15 protein-coding genes are annotated in these 18,494 nt (G+C 64.5%); 10 read left to right on the forward strand and 5 right to left on the reverse strand.

The features are described 5' to 3' along the window. The first annotated feature begins 77 nt into the window (after positions 1-77). From mnmG to K0M74_RS18775, 7 genes are all read left to right on the forward strand, one after another. On the forward strand, positions 78-1,940 hold the full coding sequence (gene mnmG / locus K0M74_RS18745) for a tRNA uridine-5-carboxymethylaminomethyl(34) synthesis enzyme MnmG (protein WP_293975897.1): 1,863 nt from the start codon (positions 78-80) through the stop codon (positions 1,938-1,940). Positions 1,941-2,224: 284 nt separating this feature from the next. Continuing rightward, positions 2,225-2,890: a 16S rRNA (guanine(527)-N(7))-methyltransferase RsmG gene (gene rsmG, locus K0M74_RS18750; protein ID WP_293975899.1), complete on the forward strand. Its 666-nt coding sequence runs from the start codon at positions 2,225-2,227 to the stop codon at positions 2,888-2,890. Beyond that, positions 2,887-3,669: an AAA family ATPase gene (locus tag K0M74_RS18755; RefSeq protein ID WP_293975901.1), complete on the forward strand. Its 783-nt coding sequence runs from the start codon at positions 2,887-2,889 to the stop codon at positions 3,667-3,669. The genes rsmG and K0M74_RS18755 overlap by 4 nt, the downstream gene beginning before the upstream one ends. Beyond that, positions 3,670-4,629: a ParB/RepB/Spo0J family partition protein gene (locus K0M74_RS18760; protein ID WP_293975903.1), complete on the forward strand. Its 960-nt coding sequence runs from the start codon at positions 3,670-3,672 to the stop codon at positions 4,627-4,629. A gap of 361 nt (positions 4,630-4,990) precedes the next feature. Beyond that, positions 4,991-5,488: a DUF4402 domain-containing protein gene (locus K0M74_RS18765; RefSeq protein WP_293975905.1), complete on the forward strand. Its 498-nt coding sequence runs from the start codon at positions 4,991-4,993 to the stop codon at positions 5,486-5,488. Between the two features lie 213 nt (positions 5,489-5,701). Further along, on the forward strand, positions 5,702-6,532 hold the full coding sequence (locus K0M74_RS18770) for a molecular chaperone (RefSeq protein ID WP_293975907.1): 831 nt from the start codon (positions 5,702-5,704) through the stop codon (positions 6,530-6,532). A gap of 30 nt (positions 6,533-6,562) precedes the next feature. Next, a complete protein-coding gene (locus K0M74_RS18775) occupies positions 6,563-9,349 on the forward strand; it encodes a collagen binding domain-containing protein (RefSeq protein WP_293975909.1) in 2,787 nt (928 codons plus the stop codon). Positions 9,350-9,395: 46 nt separating this feature from the next. Here K0M74_RS18775 and K0M74_RS18780 read toward each other — a convergent pair whose 3' ends face one another. Continuing rightward, on the reverse strand, positions 9,396-10,220 hold the full coding sequence (locus K0M74_RS18780) for a hypothetical protein (RefSeq protein ID WP_293975911.1): 825 nt from the start codon (positions 10,218-10,220) through the stop codon (positions 9,396-9,398). 218 nt (positions 10,221-10,438) lie between these two features. Here K0M74_RS18780 and K0M74_RS18785 point away from each other — a divergent pair, with 218 nt between their 5' ends. Genes K0M74_RS18785 through K0M74_RS18795 form a run of 3 tightly spaced genes read left to right on the forward strand, consistent with a single transcriptional unit; the run spans position 10,439 to position 14,305 of the window. After that, positions 10,439-11,974 carry an NAD(P)/FAD-dependent oxidoreductase gene (locus K0M74_RS18785; RefSeq protein ID WP_293975913.1) on the forward strand — a complete coding sequence of 512 codons (1,536 nt, stop codon included), beginning with the start codon at positions 10,439-10,441 and terminating at the stop codon, positions 11,972-11,974. A gap of 25 nt (positions 11,975-11,999) precedes the next feature. Then, positions 12,000-12,431 carry a GtrA family protein gene (locus K0M74_RS18790; RefSeq protein WP_293975915.1) on the forward strand — a complete coding sequence of 144 codons (432 nt, stop codon included), beginning with the start codon at positions 12,000-12,002 and terminating at the stop codon, positions 12,429-12,431. Next, on the forward strand, positions 12,428-14,305 hold the full coding sequence (locus K0M74_RS18795; protein ID WP_293975918.1) for a hypothetical protein: 1,878 nt from the start codon (positions 12,428-12,430) through the stop codon (positions 14,303-14,305). Before K0M74_RS18790 ends, K0M74_RS18795 begins: the two co-directional genes overlap by 4 nt. A 25-nt stretch (positions 14,306-14,330) precedes the next feature. On the opposite strand, the gene msrB is transcribed toward K0M74_RS18795, so the two are convergent. The 4 genes from msrB to K0M74_RS18815 form a co-directional block, all read right to left on the reverse strand. Beyond that, positions 14,331-14,816 (reverse strand): peptide-methionine (R)-S-oxide reductase MsrB, encoded by a 486-nt coding sequence (gene msrB, locus K0M74_RS18800; RefSeq protein WP_293975920.1) that lies wholly within the window; start codon positions 14,814-14,816, stop codon positions 14,331-14,333. A gap of 73 nt (positions 14,817-14,889) precedes the next feature. Next, positions 14,890-16,146 carry a cytochrome P450 gene (locus tag K0M74_RS18805; RefSeq protein WP_293975922.1) on the reverse strand — a complete coding sequence of 419 codons (1,257 nt, stop codon included), beginning with the start codon at positions 16,144-16,146 and terminating at the stop codon, positions 14,890-14,892. Between the two features lie 70 nt (positions 16,147-16,216). Next, the gene (locus tag K0M74_RS18810; protein WP_293975924.1) at positions 16,217-17,518 is read right to left on the reverse strand and encodes an ABC transporter permease; all 1,302 of its coding nucleotides are present in this window, start codon (positions 17,516-17,518) and stop codon (positions 16,217-16,219) included. Then, positions 17,515-18,468, reverse strand: coding sequence for an ATP-binding cassette domain-containing protein (locus K0M74_RS18815; protein WP_293975926.1), 954 nt, complete (start codon positions 18,466-18,468; stop codon positions 17,515-17,517). The genes K0M74_RS18810 and K0M74_RS18815 overlap by 4 nt, the downstream gene beginning before the upstream one ends. Between the last annotated feature and the right edge of the window lie 26 nt (positions 18,469-18,494).

Raw genomic sequence — 18,494 nt, forward strand, 5'->3', positions numbered from 1 at the left:
ATTTTCTGTGTGAGCTTTATTAGCGCGCTTCGCGCGGTGGATTTCACATGGGCTTTCGGCTATGCGCCGACCCAATCATGCATAGCAGTAGAATATATGATGTCATCGTCGTCGGCGGGGGCCACGCTGGAACCGAGGCAGCCGCCGCGGCGGCGCGGCTTGGCGCGCGGGTGGCGCTCGTCAGTTTTGATCCGGCTCTGATCGGGACGATGTCGTGCAATCCGGCGATCGGGGGGCTCGGAAAAGGGCATCTGATGCGCGAGGTCGATGCACTTGATGGCTGGATGGCGCGCGCGGCCGACAGCTCGGCGATCCATTACCGGATGCTCAATGCGTCGAAGGGCGCGGCGGTGCAGGGGCCGCGGATCCAGGCCGACCGGAAGCGCTATCGCGATGCGATCCAGCAACTGCTCGCGGCCGAGGATGGCATCACGGTGATTGCGGGCGAAGCGGCGGCGCTGAGTCTGTCCGATGATGGAGCGGTTGTCGAAGGGCTTGAACTTGGCGACGGCACGTCACTGAACGCGCCCGCGGTCGTGCTCGCCACTGGTACTTTCCTGGGCGGGCGGATGTTTCGCGGCGAGGAGCGGATGATTGGCGGGCGTATCGGTGAGGATGGCGCGCATCGGCTCGCCGAGCAGTTGCGCGCTGCCAATTTGCCGATGGCGCGGCTCAAGACCGGGACGCCGCCGCGGCTCGACGGTCGAACGATCGACTGGGCGCGGTTGGAAGAACAGCCGTCGGACGGCGGGACCTGGACCTGTTCCACGTGGAACAACGCGCGTTCGGTGCCGCAAATTTTTTGCGCGATCACGCGCACCAACGCCGAATCGCACCGGATCATCGCCGACAATCTTCATCGTTCGCCGCTGTTCACCGGCGCGATCGGGGCGGCGGGGCCGCGTTATTGCCCGTCGATCGAGGACAAGATCCACCGCTTCGCCGACCGCGACGGGCATCAGGTGTTTCTTGAGCCCGAAGGACTGGACGACCATCTCGTCTATCCGAACGGCATTTCGACCTCGCTACCTGCCGATGTTCAATTGAGCATGCTGCGGACGATGGAAGGGCTGGAAGCGGTCGAGATGGTCGTGCCGGGCTATGCGGTCGAATATGACCATATCGACCCGCGGGCGCTCGACCGCACTTTGCAGGTGCGCGCGATGCCCGGTCTCTATTGTGCGGGACAGATTAACGGCACGACGGGTTATGAAGAGGCGGCGGCGCAGGGGCTGGTCGCGGGCGCCAACGCGGCGCTGGCGGTGCTGGAGCAGGCACCGCTGATCCTCGACCGTTCCGAATCCTACATTGGGGTGATGGTCGACGACCTCGTATTGCAGGGGGTGACCGAACCCTATCGCATGCTCACCGCGCGTGCCGAATATCGGCTGCGGCTTCGCGCCGACAATGCCGCGACGCGGTTGACGCCAAAGGGGATCGATCTCGGTTTGGTGCGACCAGCAACCGCGACGCTGTTCGCGGCGCGGCAGGCGGCGCGCGCAAAAGTCCAAGCCTTGCTTGCCGTGGCGGTGACAAGCACCGACTATGGTACGATCGGCATGGGCATCCCGGGCGACGGCATCGCGCGGACCCGGATCGAGCTGCTTCGGTTTCGCGATGTGTCGATTGCGACCTTGGCGCAACTCGCACCCGAACTCGATGCGATCGATCCGACGATCCTGGCCGAGTTGGTCGAGGATGCGCATTATGCACCCTATATTGCGCGGCAAGATGCCGAACTGCGGTCGCTGGCGGCCAACGAGGCGATCAGTCTTGATCCGGCGCTCGACTATGCGGCGATCGGCGGGCTGTCGCGCGAGATGGTCGAGCGGCTGGGCAAGGCGCGGCCTGAGACTCTGGGTCAGGCAGCGCGGATCGATGGGGTGACCCCGGCGGCGTTGACCGCGATCATGGTGCATAGTCGGCGGCGGGCGGCGTGAGACCGTAGCGGCAGGATATTGGAACCTCACACAAAGACACAAAGACGGCGGTTTCGTCTGCGGCGGACGGTTTCGGGTATCGCGCGAAGCTTAATTCCGATGGGTGTAGTCGCCGTTCGTCCCAGTATTTTTGTGTCATGGTGTGGGAAATTCATCTTGGCCCGAATACGGGCTATTTCTTGGCGCCCCTGCGCCTTTGCGTGAATTTTTATGGGATCTCGCAAAGGCGCCGAAAAAGGGAACGGGGATTCCTGCTTGCGAGGGAATGACGGAATGGAATGTGGATGATGGACAACGGTGACACGACACTGGGCAGTGAGCCGGCGGCGCGCGACTGGATCGAGGAAACCTTTGCTCCGTCAGCCGATCAATGGGCGCGGCTGGAGCGATTTGCGGCGATGCTGGTGGCCGAGAGTACGCAGCAAAATCTGATCGCCGCGTCGACGATTCCGATCTTGTGGGTGCGGCATATCGCCGACAGCGCGCAGCTGCTGGCGCTCGATCGCGATCGCGACGGGCTGTGGCTCGACCTGGGGAGCGGGCCGGGTTTGCCGGGGATCGTCGTCGCGCTGCTGCGCGAGCGGCCGATGATGCTGGTTGAATCGCGCAAGCGGCGGTGCGATTTCCTGCGCGCGGTGGTCAGCGAACTGGCGCTGGCGCATGTCGAGATCATCGAGGCGCCACTCGAACGCATCGAAACGCGCGCCGCAGCGACGATCAGCGCGCGCGCTTTTGCGCCGCTCGATAAGCTGATCGACTTGTCCGCCCGTTTTTCCACCGAATCGACGCGCTGGCTGCTGCCAAAGGGGCGAAATGCGGTTAAGGAACTGGCGTTGTTGCCGCAGGCATGGCAGAATCTGTTTCACGTGGAACAAAGCCTTACCGACGCCGACAGCCAGATTCTGGTCGGAACCGGGCAAATCACGGATAAGAAGCGAGGAAAAGCATGATCCGCATTTGCGTGGCGAACCAGAAGGGCGGGGTTGGCAAGACGACGACCGCGATCAACCTGGCGACCGCACTCGCGGCGACCGGCTGGCGGACGCTGATCATCGACCTCGATCCGCAGGGCAATGCCTCGACCGGGCTGGGAATCAAGCAGGCACAGCGCGAATATTCGAGTTACGAGCTGCTACGCGGCGATGCGACCTTGCGCGAATGCGCGATCCCGACCGCGGTGCCGCGGCTCGACATCGTGCCTGCGACGGTTGACCTGTCGGGGGCCGAGATCGAGCTGATCGAATTTCAGGACCGGTTGCACCGGATGCAACAGGCGCTGTCGGGACCGGACGCGGCGCAGTGGGATATCTGCCTGATCGATTGCCCGCCGTCGCTGGGGATGCTGACGCTCAATGCTTTGATCGCCGCCGAATCGCTGATCGTGCCGCTGCAATGCGAATTTTTTGCGCTCGAAGGATTGAGCCAGCTGCTCACGACGGTCGAGCGGGTGCGCGAGCGTTTCAACCAGAAATTGTCGATCCTGGGCGTGGCGCTGACGATGTTCGATCGCCGCAACCGGTTGACCGATCAGGTGTCGGACGATGTGCGCGAGGTGCTTGGCCCGGTGGTTTTCGACACCGTCATCCCGCGCAACGTCCGCCTGTCCGAAGCGCCGAGCCATGGCCTACCGGCGCTGATATATGATCATCGCTGCGCCGGGTCCGCGGCGTATATCGCATTGGCGCGCGAGCTGATCGATCGCCTGCCCAACGTCCGCAAGGCTGCATAAATGGTTGATAAACAAGACGAAACGGGATCTTCACCAGCGCGCAAGCGCCCGTCGGGGCTGGGGCGCGGGCTGAACGCACTATTCGGCGATGTGGCGGCCGAAGCACCGGTGCTGGCGACGGCTGGAAGTGCCGCAAAGGCGGTGCCGACGGTGTCGGGCGACGCGGTGCAGCATGTACCGCTGGGGTCGATCCGCCCACTGCCCGGCCAGCCGCGGCGTCATTTCGACGACAACGCCATTTCGGAGCTTGCCGATTCGATCGGGCTGCGCGGGCTGTTGCAGCCGATCATCGTGCGCCGCGCTCCCGACGGTGACGGCTACCAGCTGGTGGCGGGCGAGCGGCGCTGGCGCGCGGCGCAGCGCGCCGGGCTTCACCAGATTCCGGCGCTGGTGCGCGAACTCGACGATGCCGCGACCTATGAAATCGCACTGGTCGAAAATATCCAGCGCCAGGACCTCAACGCCATCGAAGAAGCGGGCGCCTATCGCCGCCTGATCGACGATTTCGGGCATAATCAGGAAGCGCTGGCCAAGCTGGTCGGCAAATCGCGCAGCCATGTCGCGAATCTGATGCGGCTGCTCGACCTGCCCGACACGGTGCAGGCGCTGGTCGGCGACGGATCGCTGGCGATGGGGCATGCGCGGGCGCTGATCGGCGCCGAAGATGCCGAAGCGATTGCGCGGCGCGTGGTCAAGGAAGGCCTGTCGGTGCGCGCGGTCGAAGCGCTGGTGCGCGAGGGTAAGGGCGGCGGGCGCAAGGCGCCGCTGGAATATAACAGCATGGATGGTGCCGGGCGCGACCCCGACATCGTCGCGGTCGAGCGCCACTTGTCCGAGCTGCTCGGGATTGGCGTGGCGATTCAATATGCGGGGGGCGGCAAGGGCAATCTGACGTTGAAGTTCGCGTCGCTCGATCAGCTTGATATGATTTGTCAGCGGCTGAGCGGCGAGGCGATCTGATCCGCTTCAGTTGCTATTTGATTCGCACAGAGGTCGCAGAGGACGCAGAGAGATGATTTCAGATTCTCTGCGGCCTCTGCGCGAAATCCTCCTTTCACCGATTCGAGCTGGCGCCGCGCACTTAATTTGTGCCAGTCCGGGCCGTTAAAGACAGACAAGCGGTCCCCACGACCGTCTCAACATCAGGCTAAAACCCTGATTTAACTCGCTTACCACGGGTAAGGCGGGCCAATTCCTACTGCGCCGTTAACCAAGCTTGCTGGCAAAAGCTGAACCTGTCGTCCGTTAAACAAGTCATCGAATGGGGTGGGAAATCCATTCGCGTTTCGACAATCAGTTTTCGAATTAAGGGACCAAACATATGCGCAAATTTGGAATGAAGCGCGCCATCGTCGGCGCCGCGATTGCTGCTCTCGCGCTGAACGCCCCGGCGGCGCATGCGGCTTCGGCAACGGGTACGGCCACGGCCAAGATCCTTCGTCAGATCACGCTGACCAACACCAGCGCCCTGCAATATGCGACGATCATCAGCGGTGCGTCGGCCTCGACGGTCGCGGTTTCGACTGCCGGTGTCCGTACTTGCGGTGCAACCCTGAGCTGTCTTGGTACGGCGACCGCCGCCAGCTTCGACGTTGAAGGCACCGAGGGCGCCGTGGTCCTCGTCGGTGGCGATTCCAGTGTTTCGCTCGCCGGCTCGCTCGGCGGCACGATGACCTCGTCGCTGACCTACTCGGCGGCGAACATCACGCTCGGCGCGACGGGCGGCAGCTTTCAGGTCGGCGGCACGCTGAGCGTCGGCGCCAACCAGGCGGCGGGCGATTATACCGGCACGTTCAACGTGACTGCCGACTACCAATAAGTTGGGGGATATGGCGGGCTGAATAGCCCGCCAGCCAATCAAGGGGTCGCCCGGCGCAGGTCTGGCGACCCCTTTTCTATGCGCGGCGTCCAAGTGATGGACATGCAAGTGACGGCCATGGTTAGCAAAATATCAACCATGTTGGCGCAGGCAGGATGCGACCATCGGAAGGGTGTGGGCCTTTCCGGACAAACGATTGTGGGGATCGTATCCATGCTACGCTTTTTCAAAGGCTTCGGCCTGCTTTCTGTCGTTTTGCTCGGCGTCGTGACGGAGCCGGTTCAGGCAGCGGGCGACCTGCTCGTCGCGCCGACGCGCGTCGTGCTCGACGGTTCGCGCGGGACCGAGGTGGTGCTGAACAATATCGGCGCCGAGCCCGCGACCTATCGTATCAGCCTCGAGATCAAGCGGATGACCGCGGTCGGCGGGCTCGACGAGATCACCGAGGAGGACGCCACCCCGGCCGAGCGCACCGCGCTCGGCATGATCGCGTTCAGCCCGCGCCGCGTCACCCTGCCGCCCAATCAGCCGCAGGTGATCCGCGTCGGGGTGCGGATTCCCGAAGGCACGCCGCCAGGCGAATATCGCGCGCATATGTTGTTTCGCGCCGTCCCCGATGCGGCCGCCGCGGTGGCCGCCGATGCCGCCAAGCCCGCGGCGACGGGCGTGTCGATTGCGCTGATCCCGATTTACGGCATCACCATCCCGGTGATCGTCCGCGTTGGCGATCTCGGCGCCGAGGCGGTGATCGGCGACGCATGGGTCGCCGAGACGCCCGACGGCCCGGCGTTCAATTTCGGGCTGACGCGGACGGGCAACCGCTCGGTCTATGGCGATATCGAGGTCACGCGGCCGGGGGCGAGCGAGCCGTTGCTGCGCGCGCGCGGCATCGCGGTCTATCCTGAGGTTGGCGCGCGCGAGGTTTCGCTGCGCGTCCCACCCGAACTCGCCGCCAAGCTGAAAGGCCCGGTGCGCATCCGCTATACCGAGGACCGCGAAATCGGTGGCGGCACGATCGACGAGGCCGAGCGGGTGGTGAAGTGACGGTTTAAGGACGGGGCGAAAGCCAAAGCCGTGATCCGCGCGGCGCTGACCCGATGGAAACCGGCGATCCTTGCCGGACTGGCGCTGGTGGGATTGGTTCCCGCTGGCGCTCAGGCCGTTGATAAAGCGCCGGTTTCGCTGGCGGCCGACAACTGGGCGCCGAACGAAGACGACAGCTGGCTGTTCGACATGCGGTCGGGGCAATATCGGCTCGGCGACGGGGTGCGCGGGTACCAGACGCCGCAAGGGATTTGCGTCGACCTGGCCGATGTCGTGCTCGCGCTCGACCTGGCGGTGCGTGTCGACAAGAAGTTGCGCCGCGCAACCGGCTGGGTGTTCGACGAGCGGCGCAGCCTGATGATCGACCGTAGTGCGGGCGAAGTGCGCGCGGGCAGCCAGAGTTTCCGGCTCTCCGCACAGATGATCCGCGACACGCCCGCGGGCTGGTGCGTCGATCTCGATAGTTTGAACGCCTGGCTGGGGGTGCCGATCGTCGCCGACCTGTCGAACGCGGTGCTGCGAATCGAATCGAAGGATAAGCTGCCGTTCCAGCTCGCCGCCGAACGGCGCGCGCGCGCGGCGGGGATCAGGCCGCAGGCGAAATTCGACCTCGCCAGCCTGCCGCAGGCGTCGCGGCCGTATCAGGCATGGGCGACGCCGTCGGTCGATGTCGTTGCGTCGGCCGGGTTCGTGTCGGACAAGCGCGGCGGTTCCTATATCCAGGGGCGCTACGAGGTTTTTGCGGCGGGCGAGGTGCTGGGGCAGAGTTTCGACGCGCGGCTGTCGTCTGACAATGAAGGGGTACCCGACAGCCTGCGGATGCGGCTGTATCGCACCGATCCCGAGGGGCGGCTGCTCGGGCCGCTGAAGGCGACGCATTATGCGGTCGGCGATGTCAGCCTGCTGGCGACAGGCGCGGTCGCGTCGTCGGCGCCCGGACGCGGCGCGGTGGTGACCAATCGCCCGATCGAACGCCCCGACAGTTTCGACAAAACGACCTTCCGCGGCGATCTGCCATCCGGGTGGGACGCCGAACTCTATCGCAATGGTCAATTGCTGGCGTTCACCAGCCCCAATGGCGATGGTCGCTATGAATTTCTCGACGTGCCGCTGCAATATGGATCAAACCGCTTCGAAATCGTGCTTTATGGTCCGCAGGGCCAAATCCGGCGCGAAATCAAACAGGTGCAGGTGGGGATGGATTCGATCCCGCCTCAGCAGACCTGGTATTGGGCGGGGTTCGCGCAGGAAAATGCAGACCTGATCGAGTTCGGCGGTCGGCGGCGTGGGCCGTTCCGGCGCGGCTGGCGCGGGACGCTGGGGCTCGAGCGCGGGCTCGATACGCGCACGTCGGTCGCGGCTCATGCCCACAGCCTGATGATCGAGGACGTCCGGCGCAATTATGCCGAGGTGGCGCTGCGCCGCTCGATCGGGCCGACCTTGCTCGAAGTCGGCGCCTCCCAAGCCGACGATGGCGGTGGTGCGGTGCGCGCGAGTTGGCTCGCGGCGTCCGGCGAAACCTATGTCCGCGCCGATGCGATGCGCGGCTGGAACGATTTTGTTTCGGACCGTTTTATAAGCAATATCAATGGTCTCTATTCGATCTCGGTCGATCAATCGGTCAAACTGGGACAGACCGTGCTGCCGCTCCACTTCGATGTTCGCCATATCGAACGACGGTCGGGGATCGATAATATCGAGGCCAGCGCACGCGCGTCGGCGAGTTTCCGGGCGCTGACCTTTACCGGCCAGCTCGACTGGAGCCGCACCAAGGCGCCGATCGGCCCAGACCCGCCCGACAATCTGACCGCCAGCCTGCTCGCCAATGCCCGGATCGGGCGCGTCCGCCTGCGTGGTGAGGCGCGCTTTGCGCTGTCGGGCGACAGCAGCGATACGCGCGTGGCGCTGGTCGGCGAATGGGCGGGCGCCGGACGATCTGGGGGCGACGCCGAATGGCGCGCCGAGCTCGGCTATGATCGCGGGCTCGAACGCGCGCGCGTTGGCGCCGGATATACACGCCGTTTCAATCGCATGCAGCTGAGCGGCTTTGGCGAAGTGGCGAGCGATGGATCGCTCGCGGCGTCGCTGTCGCTCGCCTTCAGCCTGGGAGCAAAGCCGAACGGGGGCTGGCGCGTGTCGAGCGAAAAGCTCGCAAGCCGCGGCCAGGTGATCGCCGACGTGTGGATGGACGATAATGGCGATGGCGTCCGCCAGCCGAGCGAAGCGGCGCTGGCGGGGGTGCCGCTGACCGCGGGCCATGCCAATATCGAACAAGCGACCGGCAAGGATGGTCAGGGGACGATCGACGGTCTCGAACCCTTCCGCCCGGTGCTGATCGGCATCGACGCCGGTAGCCTGCCCGATCCCTATGTTCAGCCCGCACTGCCGGGCGTGGTGGTCACGCCGCGACCCGGCGTTGCGACGCGGGTCGCCCTGCCGATGGTTGCGGCGGGCGAAATCGAAGGAACCCTGCGCCGCGACGGCGGCAACCCGATCGAGGGGCTGAGCCTCGAGCTGATCGACGCCGAAGGGCGCGTGCGCGCCACGACGCTGACCGAGTTCGATGGCTATTTCCTGTTCGAAGGGGTCGCTTACGGGCGCTACACGGTGCGGCTGGGCAAAGCTTCGGCGGCGGCACTGCGGCTGGACGGCGATTTCGCGATTGCCGCGGTGCCGGGCAAGGCAACCCCGCGGGTACGGCTGGGGACGCTGGCGCTGAAGCCGCTGCTGCGCGATGTCGCGCTGCAGGATGACGCGGTGACAGGCGACGGCAATAGCGCGCGCGGGCCGCCGGGTTTAGGGGATGGAGGATTATAGCAGTATATCGGTGGATTGGGCATGGGTAACAGCGTTATGCCCTTGCTCATTCCAATTCAGGCTGGGGGGCCATCCAGAGCTTCTCGTGCGGAAAAGGAAAACGGATCGAAGCCGACCATTTTTGACCGTCTATTTCAAAAGCGCCCCGTTCATTCCGGCGTTTGAAGAATGCGCGTAGATCGGCAAGTTTCGCCGATGGCATGAAAATGCTGAACGAGTCCCCGCCTCGCCTGACAGTCTCGGCGTCGCTCAGCCCTGGCCATTCCTGGGGCCATTTCAATGACGGTTCGGGGGCATATTCATACGGCCAGATCATCACCTCGATGTTTTCCGGGAGCCATGCCCGGCTTTTTGGATGTTTGAATTGCGCCAGCATGTGGTAGGCGTCGATGACTTCGAGCGGTATCTTCGCCCGCACGACCTTGTCCTTGAGCGAGCCGTATACCGACACGAACACGGGACTCGAGGTTCGATAGATCAGCAAATTCTGCTCAGGCTGGTCGGTCGCGTCCGCGGCATCGAAACGTCCATAGGACCGCGAGAGCGAAGGCAGATCCAGCCGATCGAGCAGCTGGTTCATTTCCGGGTTGGCCAATCGCGTGGTGATGAAGCCGTTCGTACTCTTCTGGATGACCGTTCCATCCTCATAGAGTGCGAAGGTTGGCGAATCGGATCCCATTACAGACGCCCATGGATCGTTATCGAGCAAAACCACGAGCGGGCTTGGCTTATCGGACTGCATCGCTGCCGCGAGGGTGCACGGTCGTTCGAAGAAGGCAACCCGATCTCGCTGGGGCAGGATCTCTCGCCGCTCGACCTTGGGCGGTTCGGCAGCGGAGCAGCTGACGAGGCACAAGGCTGCAAGGGACATCAGCGTTCGCGTAGCGTCCAATGTTCTCGGTCTCCATTTCCCGCTCTGTCCTCAACCAGCATATCGCCGCGATGTCAGCAACAGGTTGTTGCCCGGGCCGTTGGATTGGCCATTCGCACGACGGCGGCACCGAATAAGACCTCGCAAAATTAACCACTTCTTATCCATGATTGGCCACAGCGGGCGGGAGCATGAATTGCCTGTGGGGAAGCCAATCAATGTCCGTTGCTACGAAATCGGAAAACCGCCCGACCAGCGTCGATGTTGCCATCATCGGCGCCGGACCGGCCGGGCTGACTGCGGCGTATCAGTTGACGCAGCAGGGGTACCGCGTGACAGTGATCGAGAAGGACTCGGTTTATGTCGGCGGCATCAGCCGCACGGTCGAGCATGAGGGCTTTCGCTTCGACATCGGCGGCCATCGCTTCTTTTCTAAGAGCCGCGAAGTCGTCGACCTGTGGAACGAGATTCTCCCCGACGACTTCATCGAGCGCCCGCGGATGAGTCGCATCTATTATGAGGGCAAATTTTATAGCTATCCGCTGCGCGCGTTCGAGGCGCTGTGGAACCTGGGCGTTGTCCGCTCGACTTTGTGCATGGTGAGCTATGCCAAGGCGAAGCTGTTGCCGAACAAACAGGTTCGCAGTTTCGAGGATTGGACGATCAACCAGTTCGGGCAGAAGCTCTATTCGATCTTCTTCAAAACCTACACCGAGAAGGTGTGGGGCATGCCGTGCGACGAAATGTCGGCCGACTGGGCGGCGCAGCGCATAAAGGGGCTTTCGCTCGGTGGCGCGGTGATCGACGGGTTCAAGCGCAGCCTGGGGCTCAACAAGCGTCCGAATGACGGCATGGCGACCAAGACCCTGCTCGAAACATTTCGCTATCCCCGGCTGGGCCCGGGCATGATGTGGGACGCGGCGCGCGACAAGGTCGTTGCGGGCGGCAACCATGTGCTGATGGCGCATAGCTTCAAACAGCTGACGCAGGATCAGGTGAGCGGCCGCTGGCGGCTGACCGCTAACGGTCCGGACGGCGACGTTGTCATCGACGCGGCGCATGTGATCAGCTCGGCGCCGATGCGCGAGCTGGCGGCGCGTATCCATCCGCTGCCCGCCTGCGCGCTGAATGCCGCACCGAAGCTGAAATATCGCGACTTTTTGACCGTCGCGCTGAAAATCCGGTCGGAGGATCTGTTCCCCGATAACTGGATCTATATCCACGACAGCAAGGTGCAGGTCGGCCGGGTGCAGAATTTCCGCAGCTGGTCGCCCGAAATGGTGCCAGATCCCGAGCTCGCGTGCGTCGGGCTCGAATATTTCTGCTTCGAGGGTGACGGCCTGTGGGCGTCCAGCGACGACGAGCTGGTCGCGCTCGCGACGAAGGAAATGGCGATCCTTGGCCTTTGCGATCCCAAGGACGTCGTTGGCGGCGCGGTGGTGCGGCAGGAAAAGGCCTATCCGGTCTATGACGATGATTATGCCGCGCATGTCGAGACGATGCGGTCCGAGCTGGAAGCGCGCTATGCGACGCTGCACATGGTCGGGCGCAACGGCATGCACCGCTATAACAACCAGGATCACGCGATGATGACCGCGATGCTGACGGTGCGCAATATCGTCGCGGGCGAGCGGGTCTATGACATCTGGGGCGTCAATGAAGACGCCGAATATCATGAGAGCGGCACCGAGGGGGAACAGGCCGCGCTGGCTTCGGTCCGTGATGTGCCGTCGCGCGTGACGAAGGCCGCCTGAGGGCGCTGGCCGGAGGCGCTTTGCCATGCTCCCCGTCACCAGATTGATCGGATCGATCCGGCGCGGCGAAATTCGCTGGCTGAACTATCTGCTCGCCAGCGTGCTCGCGCTGGGGAGCGACGCGGCGCTGTTCCTGCTGCTGCTCGATTCGGGGCTGGCGCCGATGCCGGCGTCTGCGGTCGGTTATTGCGCCGGAATCCTCGTCCATTGGCTGGTTTCGAGCCGGCTTGTTTTTGCCGACGGCGCCGCGGCGCGCGGCACGGGTGAGCGGCACCGCCAGAAGATGTTGTTCGTCGGGTCGGCGCTGGTCGGTCTTGCCGTCACGACCGCGATCGTCGGCACCGGCAGCGCGTTCGGGTTCGACCCGCGACTCGCCAAGCTGGCGGCGATCGTCGTCAGTTTCCAGACCACCTATCTGCTCCGCCGCCATATCGTTTTCCGGGCCACGGCAACGTGACCGAAGCCGCAGCGCCTGTTGTCGGCGGCGCGGTGTTACCTCCGTCGCCAATCTCGGACGGAGTGGGTGTCAGCCCCTGGCTTACCCCGGTACGGATCGCGCTGATCCTGTGGGCGGCGATGAGCCTGATCGCGATTATCGTGAACTGGCAGGCGATCGGCGCGCTCGACCTGTCCGACACCGACGATGCGATGCGGATGGCGCAGGTGCGCGACCTGCTGGCTGGGCAAGGCTGGTGGGATCTCAAGCAATATCGCGTCAATCCGGCGGGGGGCGGGGTGCTGATGCACTGGTCGCGGATCGTCGATGCGCCGCTTGCGGTCGGCCTATTGGTTCTGGAGCCGCTGTTCGGGCAGAACATGGCCGAACGAATCGTGATGACCTTGTGGCCGCCGATGCTGGGCGCGGCGCTGTGCGCTGCCTGCGCGCTGGGTTATCGTAACCTGTCCGACTGGCGGATCGCCTATATCGCGCCGCTGTTCCTGATCATGGCGGGGTTCATCGTCATGCAATTCCGCCCGCTGCGGGTCGATCATCATGGCTGGCAGATTCTGCTGGCGATGCTGATCATGGCACAGGCGCTGCGTCCTGCGAGTTGGCGTGCGGGACTGTGGGGCGGACTGTTTGCCGCGGCGCTGCTGGCAGTATCGATCGAAGGTTTGCCGATCGTGGCGCTGTTTGCCGCGCTTGCGGCGCTGCGCTGGGCGTTGCACGGTCGCACTGCCGATCGTGATCGTCTGTGCGGCTTTATGGGCGCGCTGGCGGGCGGCGCTCTTCTCGTTCAGTTTGCTACGCGCGGCCCGATCGGGCTGGTCGGAACCTGGTGCGATTCGCTTTCGGCGCCCTATATGGCGGCGTTCGCTGCGGCGGCGGCGCTGACTTTTGCCGCAGCGCGGGCGAACCCGGCGGCGCCCTGGGCACGGTTTGGTCTGTTAGGAGCTGCCGGTTTGGCGGCGGCGGGGGCGCTGGTGTGGACCGAACCTGCCTGCGCCAAGGGGCCTTTTGCATCGCTTGACCCGATTGTGGTCGAATTTTGGTATCGGCATGTGCTCGAAGGCCAGCCGTTATGGATGTCGAAGCCGCACGATGCGATCCACGTCCTGGTGCCGTCGCTGATCGGGCTCGCCGGATCGGTGCTGGCGTGGCGGGGGTGCCGCGAAATGGCCAATCGCCGCAATTGGGCGACGGTGATTGTCGCGCTGCTGGGCGCCGCGGCGCTGTCGCTGCTTGTCCTGCGCAGCGCGGCCACCGCGCATCTGTTTGCGCTGCCTGGCTGCGCGTGGCTTGGGCTGCGCTTGTGGACGTGGGCGCGAACGATTTCATCGGTTGTCCCGCGTATTGTCGGTTCGGCCGCTGCGGCGCTGACCCTGCCATTGATCGGCAGCACCGCGGTTGCGGCGGTGCTCACGGCCATTGTGCCGTCGCTGCAAGCCGAGGAAGCACGCGCTGCGGCGAAAAAGGCGACGGAAAGCCGCTATCAAACGACGTGCCTCGACCCTGCCGCGATTGCGGCGCTCGATAGTCTGCCAGCGACCACGGTCCTGACTCCGATCGACCTTGGCGCGCCGGTGATCTTCTGGACTCGGCATAGCCTGGTCGCGACGCCGCACCACCGCAACAAGGATGCGATGGCGGACAGCATCCGCATCTTTGCGGGTGATCCGGCGAAGGCCGAGACGCTGGTTCGCCAACACGGCGCGACACTGATTGTCTTTTGCCGGACCGCCAACGATCTGACCAAATATCGCCACGCGCGTAAAGATGCGCTGGCGGCGCAGCTTTACGCCGGCAAGCCGCCGACGTGGCTTGAAGCAGTGCCGATTGCGTCGCGTGCCGGGCTATCGGTTTGGCGGGTCAAGCCCACCGCAAAGTGATGTCTCGGCGTCAATTGGGGTGGCATCAGGCAGGGCGGAAGGTCAGTGCGGCGCCGTTCATGCAATAGCGCTTGCCGGTCGGTTTCGGCCCGTCGTTGAAAACATGACCAAGATGGCCACCGCAGCGTTTGCAATGCACCTCGGTGCGTGCATAGCCAAGGTCATAGTCGGTCGATGTCGCGATACCACCCTTGAGCGGCGCCCAGAAGCTGGGCCAGCCGGTCTTGCTGTCATATTTGGTCGTGCTCGAATAGAGCGGCAGCGCGCAGCCGGCGCAGACGAAGGTTCCGGCGCGTTTTTCCTTGTCGAGCGGATGACTGAACGGGCGTTCGGTGCCGGCTTCGCGCAGCACATAATATTGCTGCGCGGTCAGACGCTTTTTCCATTCGGCGTCGGACAGGCGCCAGCCGGGTGCGGCCTGAGGGCGCGCCGATTTGGCCATCAGCATCGGCGCGGCGATGACGCCGCCGCCAAGGGCGAGGCCAGCGAGCAGGTAACGGCGGTCGATCATGGCGGACTCCTGACCCGGTGGTCGGGTCTTCACGCTAGATACGTGGTTCGGCGGCGCCAGGTTTCAAGCGGCGTCAATATTTCTCCAGCTCGACCTGCATGTGGCGATAGCCATGGACAAAGCTGGCGTGGACGCGCTCGGGCTCGGCGAGCACATTGACGCGCAGGCGGCGCTTCTGCATTTCGGAGATCAAAGTGGTGAGCTGCAATTCGGCGACGCGCGCCCCGACGCAGCGGTGGATGCCATAGCCGAAAGCGAGGTGGCGGCGCGCGTTCTCACGGTCGACGATGATCCGGTCACCGTCGGGGAAAACGCTCTCGTCGCGGTTCGCCGAGGCATACCAGAGCGCGATCTTGTCGCGCTTTTTGATCTGGTGGCCGAAAAGCTCGGTATCTTCCATCGCGGTGCGGCGCATGTGCGCGAGCGGGGTCTGCCAACGGATGATTTCGTGCATCGCGTTGACCGCGAGTTCGGGGTCGTGGTTCGCCTCGAGCTTGGCGCGTTCTTCGGGGAAACAGTGGAGGCCATAGGCATAGGCCGACATCGAATTGCGCGTCGTGTCGTTGCCGCCGACGATGAGCAGGATGAGATTGCCCATGAATTCATGCTCGCTCATATGCTTCATCGCGTCGGATTGCAGCATGATCGAGATGAGGTCGTGCTCGCCGGGGTTCAGCGCCTTGCGGTCCCACAGTTCCTTAAACGCGGCGCCCATTTCAAACGCCTTTGCGGTGCGCGCCTGACGCTGTTCGGTGGTGTCGAACGATTCGATGTCGCCGAGCGCGTCGGACCAGGCGGTCAGCCGGTGGCGTTCCTCCCAGGGAAAATCGAACAGGATGGCGAGCATGTCGGTCGTGAGTTCGATCGACAGCTTTTCGACCCAGTCGAAGGGCTGGCCGACCGGCAGGGTGTCGATCAGCGCCGCGGTGCGCGCGACGGTGTCGGCGCGCATGCGCTCGATTTCGGACGGGCCGAAAGCGGGGGCGACGGTACGGCGCTGCGCGGTGTGCTGCGGCGGATCCATCGCGATGAACATCGGCAGCGGGATCTCGCCTTCTTTCAGATGTTCGACGCCATCGCCGGCGACGGTGATCCCGCCATATTCCCACGACGAGGAGAAAATCTTGGGCAGCGCCTCGATATGCTGGATCGGTTTGTAGGTGGTCACCGACCAATAGGGTCCGAATTTCGAATCCTCGCAGCGATAGATGGGCGATTCGGCACGCAGCTGGCGCATGGGTTCCTGCCAGCGGTCCTCGCTCCATAATTCGGCGCGGCTGACGTCGAGCGGGTTGGCGATTTCGGGGGCGGTGCGAATTTGGGTGGCCATGGGGCAGCTCCTCTGAAGGGCCGTCTCGTGCGGCCGATTCAGTTGCAGAATGCCACTATTTACAGCTTTGTCAATGACGGTCGGCGGCCTGCTCAGTTGCTGCGGCAGCGGTAGCGGCGAGCGCTGCCGCCCGTCCGCTGCGCCGCCAGAATTTCCAGCTGCCGCCGCCGCTGAGCACCCCGGCGCGGAAGAGGCGCACCGAGAGGAAGATCACGAGCGCGACCCAGACTGCCTGCCAGCCGAGCGCCAGCAGATGCACCGCCTTGCTGTCGTCGGTCGCGGCGCGCGCCGCCATCGCGAGGGGTGACGACAGAGGGAAAATCTGCGCGATCGTTGACAGGCTGCTGCCCGGAGCGCTCGCGGCGGCGGTCGACAGGCTGAACATGCCGACCTGAAAGATGGTGATCGGCAGGCTGAGCATCTGGATTTCTCGCACCGTCGCCGCCTGCGCGCCGACGCCGAGGAATACCGCGCCGAGGAGAAGGAAGGACAGGATGAAATAGACAAAACCGATGCCGAGGAAAAATGGCCAGCCGGTGGCAGGCGCCGCGGCGAGGGCCGCGGTCGCCTTGCTGGCGCTTTGCACCGACGCGAGCGCGGCCGGATCAATTCGCAGCGCGGCGATCAGTCCGCCGACAAGCGCCATCGCCAGCCAGAAGGCGATGAACAGCACCGCGACGCCCAGAAAACCGAGCAGCTTACCGAGGAAGACGCTTTCGAGCGGCACCGCGGCGGCGAGGATTTCGATGACCTTGTTACCCTTTTCTTCGGCGAGCGAACTGACCGTCTGGCCGGCAAGGAGGAGGGTGAGCAGGAAGATGATGAAGACCGCGCCGAAGCCCAAAGATTGCTGGAGCGCGATGCTGGTGCCGCCGCTCGACAAGGCTTCGAATTTGGGTGCCACGGCAGGCAGGGGCCCCGCGGCCTTCAATCGCAGCACATCGTCGGCGAGCAGCGCGAGATAGTGACCCGCGTTGCTGTCGGCCTCGCGCTCGATGATGCGCGGGGTGGCGAGCGGGCCGCTGAGCACGGCGTAGGTGTCGCTGCCCTTCTCGCGCGCGATGGCGATCGGGTCGGTGGTGGCGGGGCCGGCGATGCGGACCTCAAGTTCGGGAACGCGGCGCGCGACGCTGGCGCGCAGCCGTGTATCGGCGGCGCGCAGCGCTTCGACATCGTCTGCGCCGACCACCGCGACAATGCGCCCCGCGCCGCGCGCGCTGTCTGCGAGCTGCGAGGCGCCCATGCCCCCCGCGAGCCCCATGCCGACCATGAACAGCGGCGCAAGCAGGAACAGCAGGAAGGTCGGGGTGGCGACGATCGCCAGAAAGTCGCGGCGCGCGATGACGAGCATATTTTTGAGAAAGGGGGTCATGCTAGCGCCTCCTCGACCGCGTCGGTACTCGCATCGGCATCGAAACTCGCATCGACCTGCCGGACGATATGAACAAAGGCGTCGTGGAGCGCGGGACGGGTGATCGACAGCCCCGCAACACCCAGCCCGCTGCCCGTGATTCGCGCCAGCAGTGGTTCGACGTCGACATCTTCGATCGGGAAGAACCAGCTGTCGCCGCGCGGCTCGGCACCGGCGGGGAGCAGCGCCGCGATCGCCGCCGCATCGGCGTCGCCGCGCGGGGTGTAGCGCACCTGCATTGGCAGCAGCGCGCGTGCGTCGTCAACGGTGCCTTCGAAGCGGCGCTGCGAGCGGGCGATGATCGCGAGCCGGTCGCAGAGGCGCTCGGCATGCGCCATGACGTGGGTCGAAAACAGGATCGTCGCGCCGCGATCGCGTTCGCGGCGGACGAGCATTTCGAGTCGTTCCTGATTGACCGGGTCAAGCCCCGAGAAAGGCTCGTCGAGGACGATGAGGTCGGGGCCGTGGACGATCGACCCGATCAGCTGGATCATCTGCGCCATGCCCTTCGACATCTTGCGGATCTTTTCGTCGATGACGCGTTCGAGCCCGAGCTCGGTCATGAAAGTCGCGGCGCGGCGGCGGCCTTCGGACCAGTCGAGCCCGCGCAGCGCGCCCATGAAGGCGATGGCTTCGCGCGCTTTCATTCCGGGATAGAGCCCACGTTCCTCGGGGAGGTAGCCAATACGGTGGCGCACCGCCTGCGGCCGTTCGCCAAAGACGCGGCTGGTACCCTCGTCGGGGTCGATGATCCCAAGCGTCATACGCAGGCTGGTCGTCTTGCCCGCGCCATTGGGGCCGAGCACGCCATAGATGCTGCCGGTCGGCACCGTCAGGCTGACATCGTCGACCGCCTTGAAATCGCCGAAATATTTGGTGAGGCCTTTGGCCTCGACGCTGAAATCGTTCAAGCTGCCGTCCCTGATCTGATCATCCG

Source organism: Sphingopyxis sp. (genome assembly GCF_019459305.1).
Taxonomy (GTDB): domain Bacteria; phylum Pseudomonadota; class Alphaproteobacteria; order Sphingomonadales; family Sphingomonadaceae; genus Sphingopyxis.

Bases quoted from the DNA above. Each gene is read 5' to 3' on its own strand.
- K0M74_RS18785 (WP_293975913.1), top strand. From the start codon at position 10,439: ATGTCCGTTGCTACGAAATCGGAAAACCGCCCGACCAGCGTCGATGTT.
- K0M74_RS18805 (WP_293975922.1), bottom strand. From the start codon at position 16,146: ATGGCCACCCAAATTCGCACCGCCCCCGAAATCGCCAACCCGCTCGAC.
- K0M74_RS18780 (WP_293975911.1), bottom strand. From the start codon at position 10,220: ATGTCCCTTGCAGCCTTGTGCCTCGTCAGCTGCTCCGCTGCCGAACCG.
- msrB (WP_293975920.1), bottom strand. From the start codon at position 14,816: ATGATCGACCGCCGTTACCTGCTCGCTGGCCTCGCCCTTGGCGGCGGC.
- K0M74_RS18770 (WP_293975907.1), top strand. From the start codon at position 5,702: ATGCTACGCTTTTTCAAAGGCTTCGGCCTGCTTTCTGTCGTTTTGCTC.
- K0M74_RS18760 (WP_293975903.1), top strand. From the start codon at position 3,670: ATGGTTGATAAACAAGACGAAACGGGATCTTCACCAGCGCGCAAGCGC.
- K0M74_RS18790 (WP_293975915.1), top strand. From the start codon at position 12,000: ATGCTCCCCGTCACCAGATTGATCGGATCGATCCGGCGCGGCGAAATT.
- K0M74_RS18765 (WP_293975905.1), top strand. From the start codon at position 4,991: ATGCGCAAATTTGGAATGAAGCGCGCCATCGTCGGCGCCGCGATTGCT.
- K0M74_RS18755 (WP_293975901.1), top strand. From the start codon at position 2,887: ATGATCCGCATTTGCGTGGCGAACCAGAAGGGCGGGGTTGGCAAGACG.
- K0M74_RS18810 (WP_293975924.1), bottom strand. From the start codon at position 17,518: ATGACCCCCTTTCTCAAAAATATGCTCGTCATCGCGCGCCGCGACTTT.
- mnmG (WP_293975897.1), top strand. From the start codon at position 78: ATGCATAGCAGTAGAATATATGATGTCATCGTCGTCGGCGGGGGCCAC.
- rsmG (WP_293975899.1), top strand. From the start codon at position 2,225: ATGATGGACAACGGTGACACGACACTGGGCAGTGAGCCGGCGGCGCGC.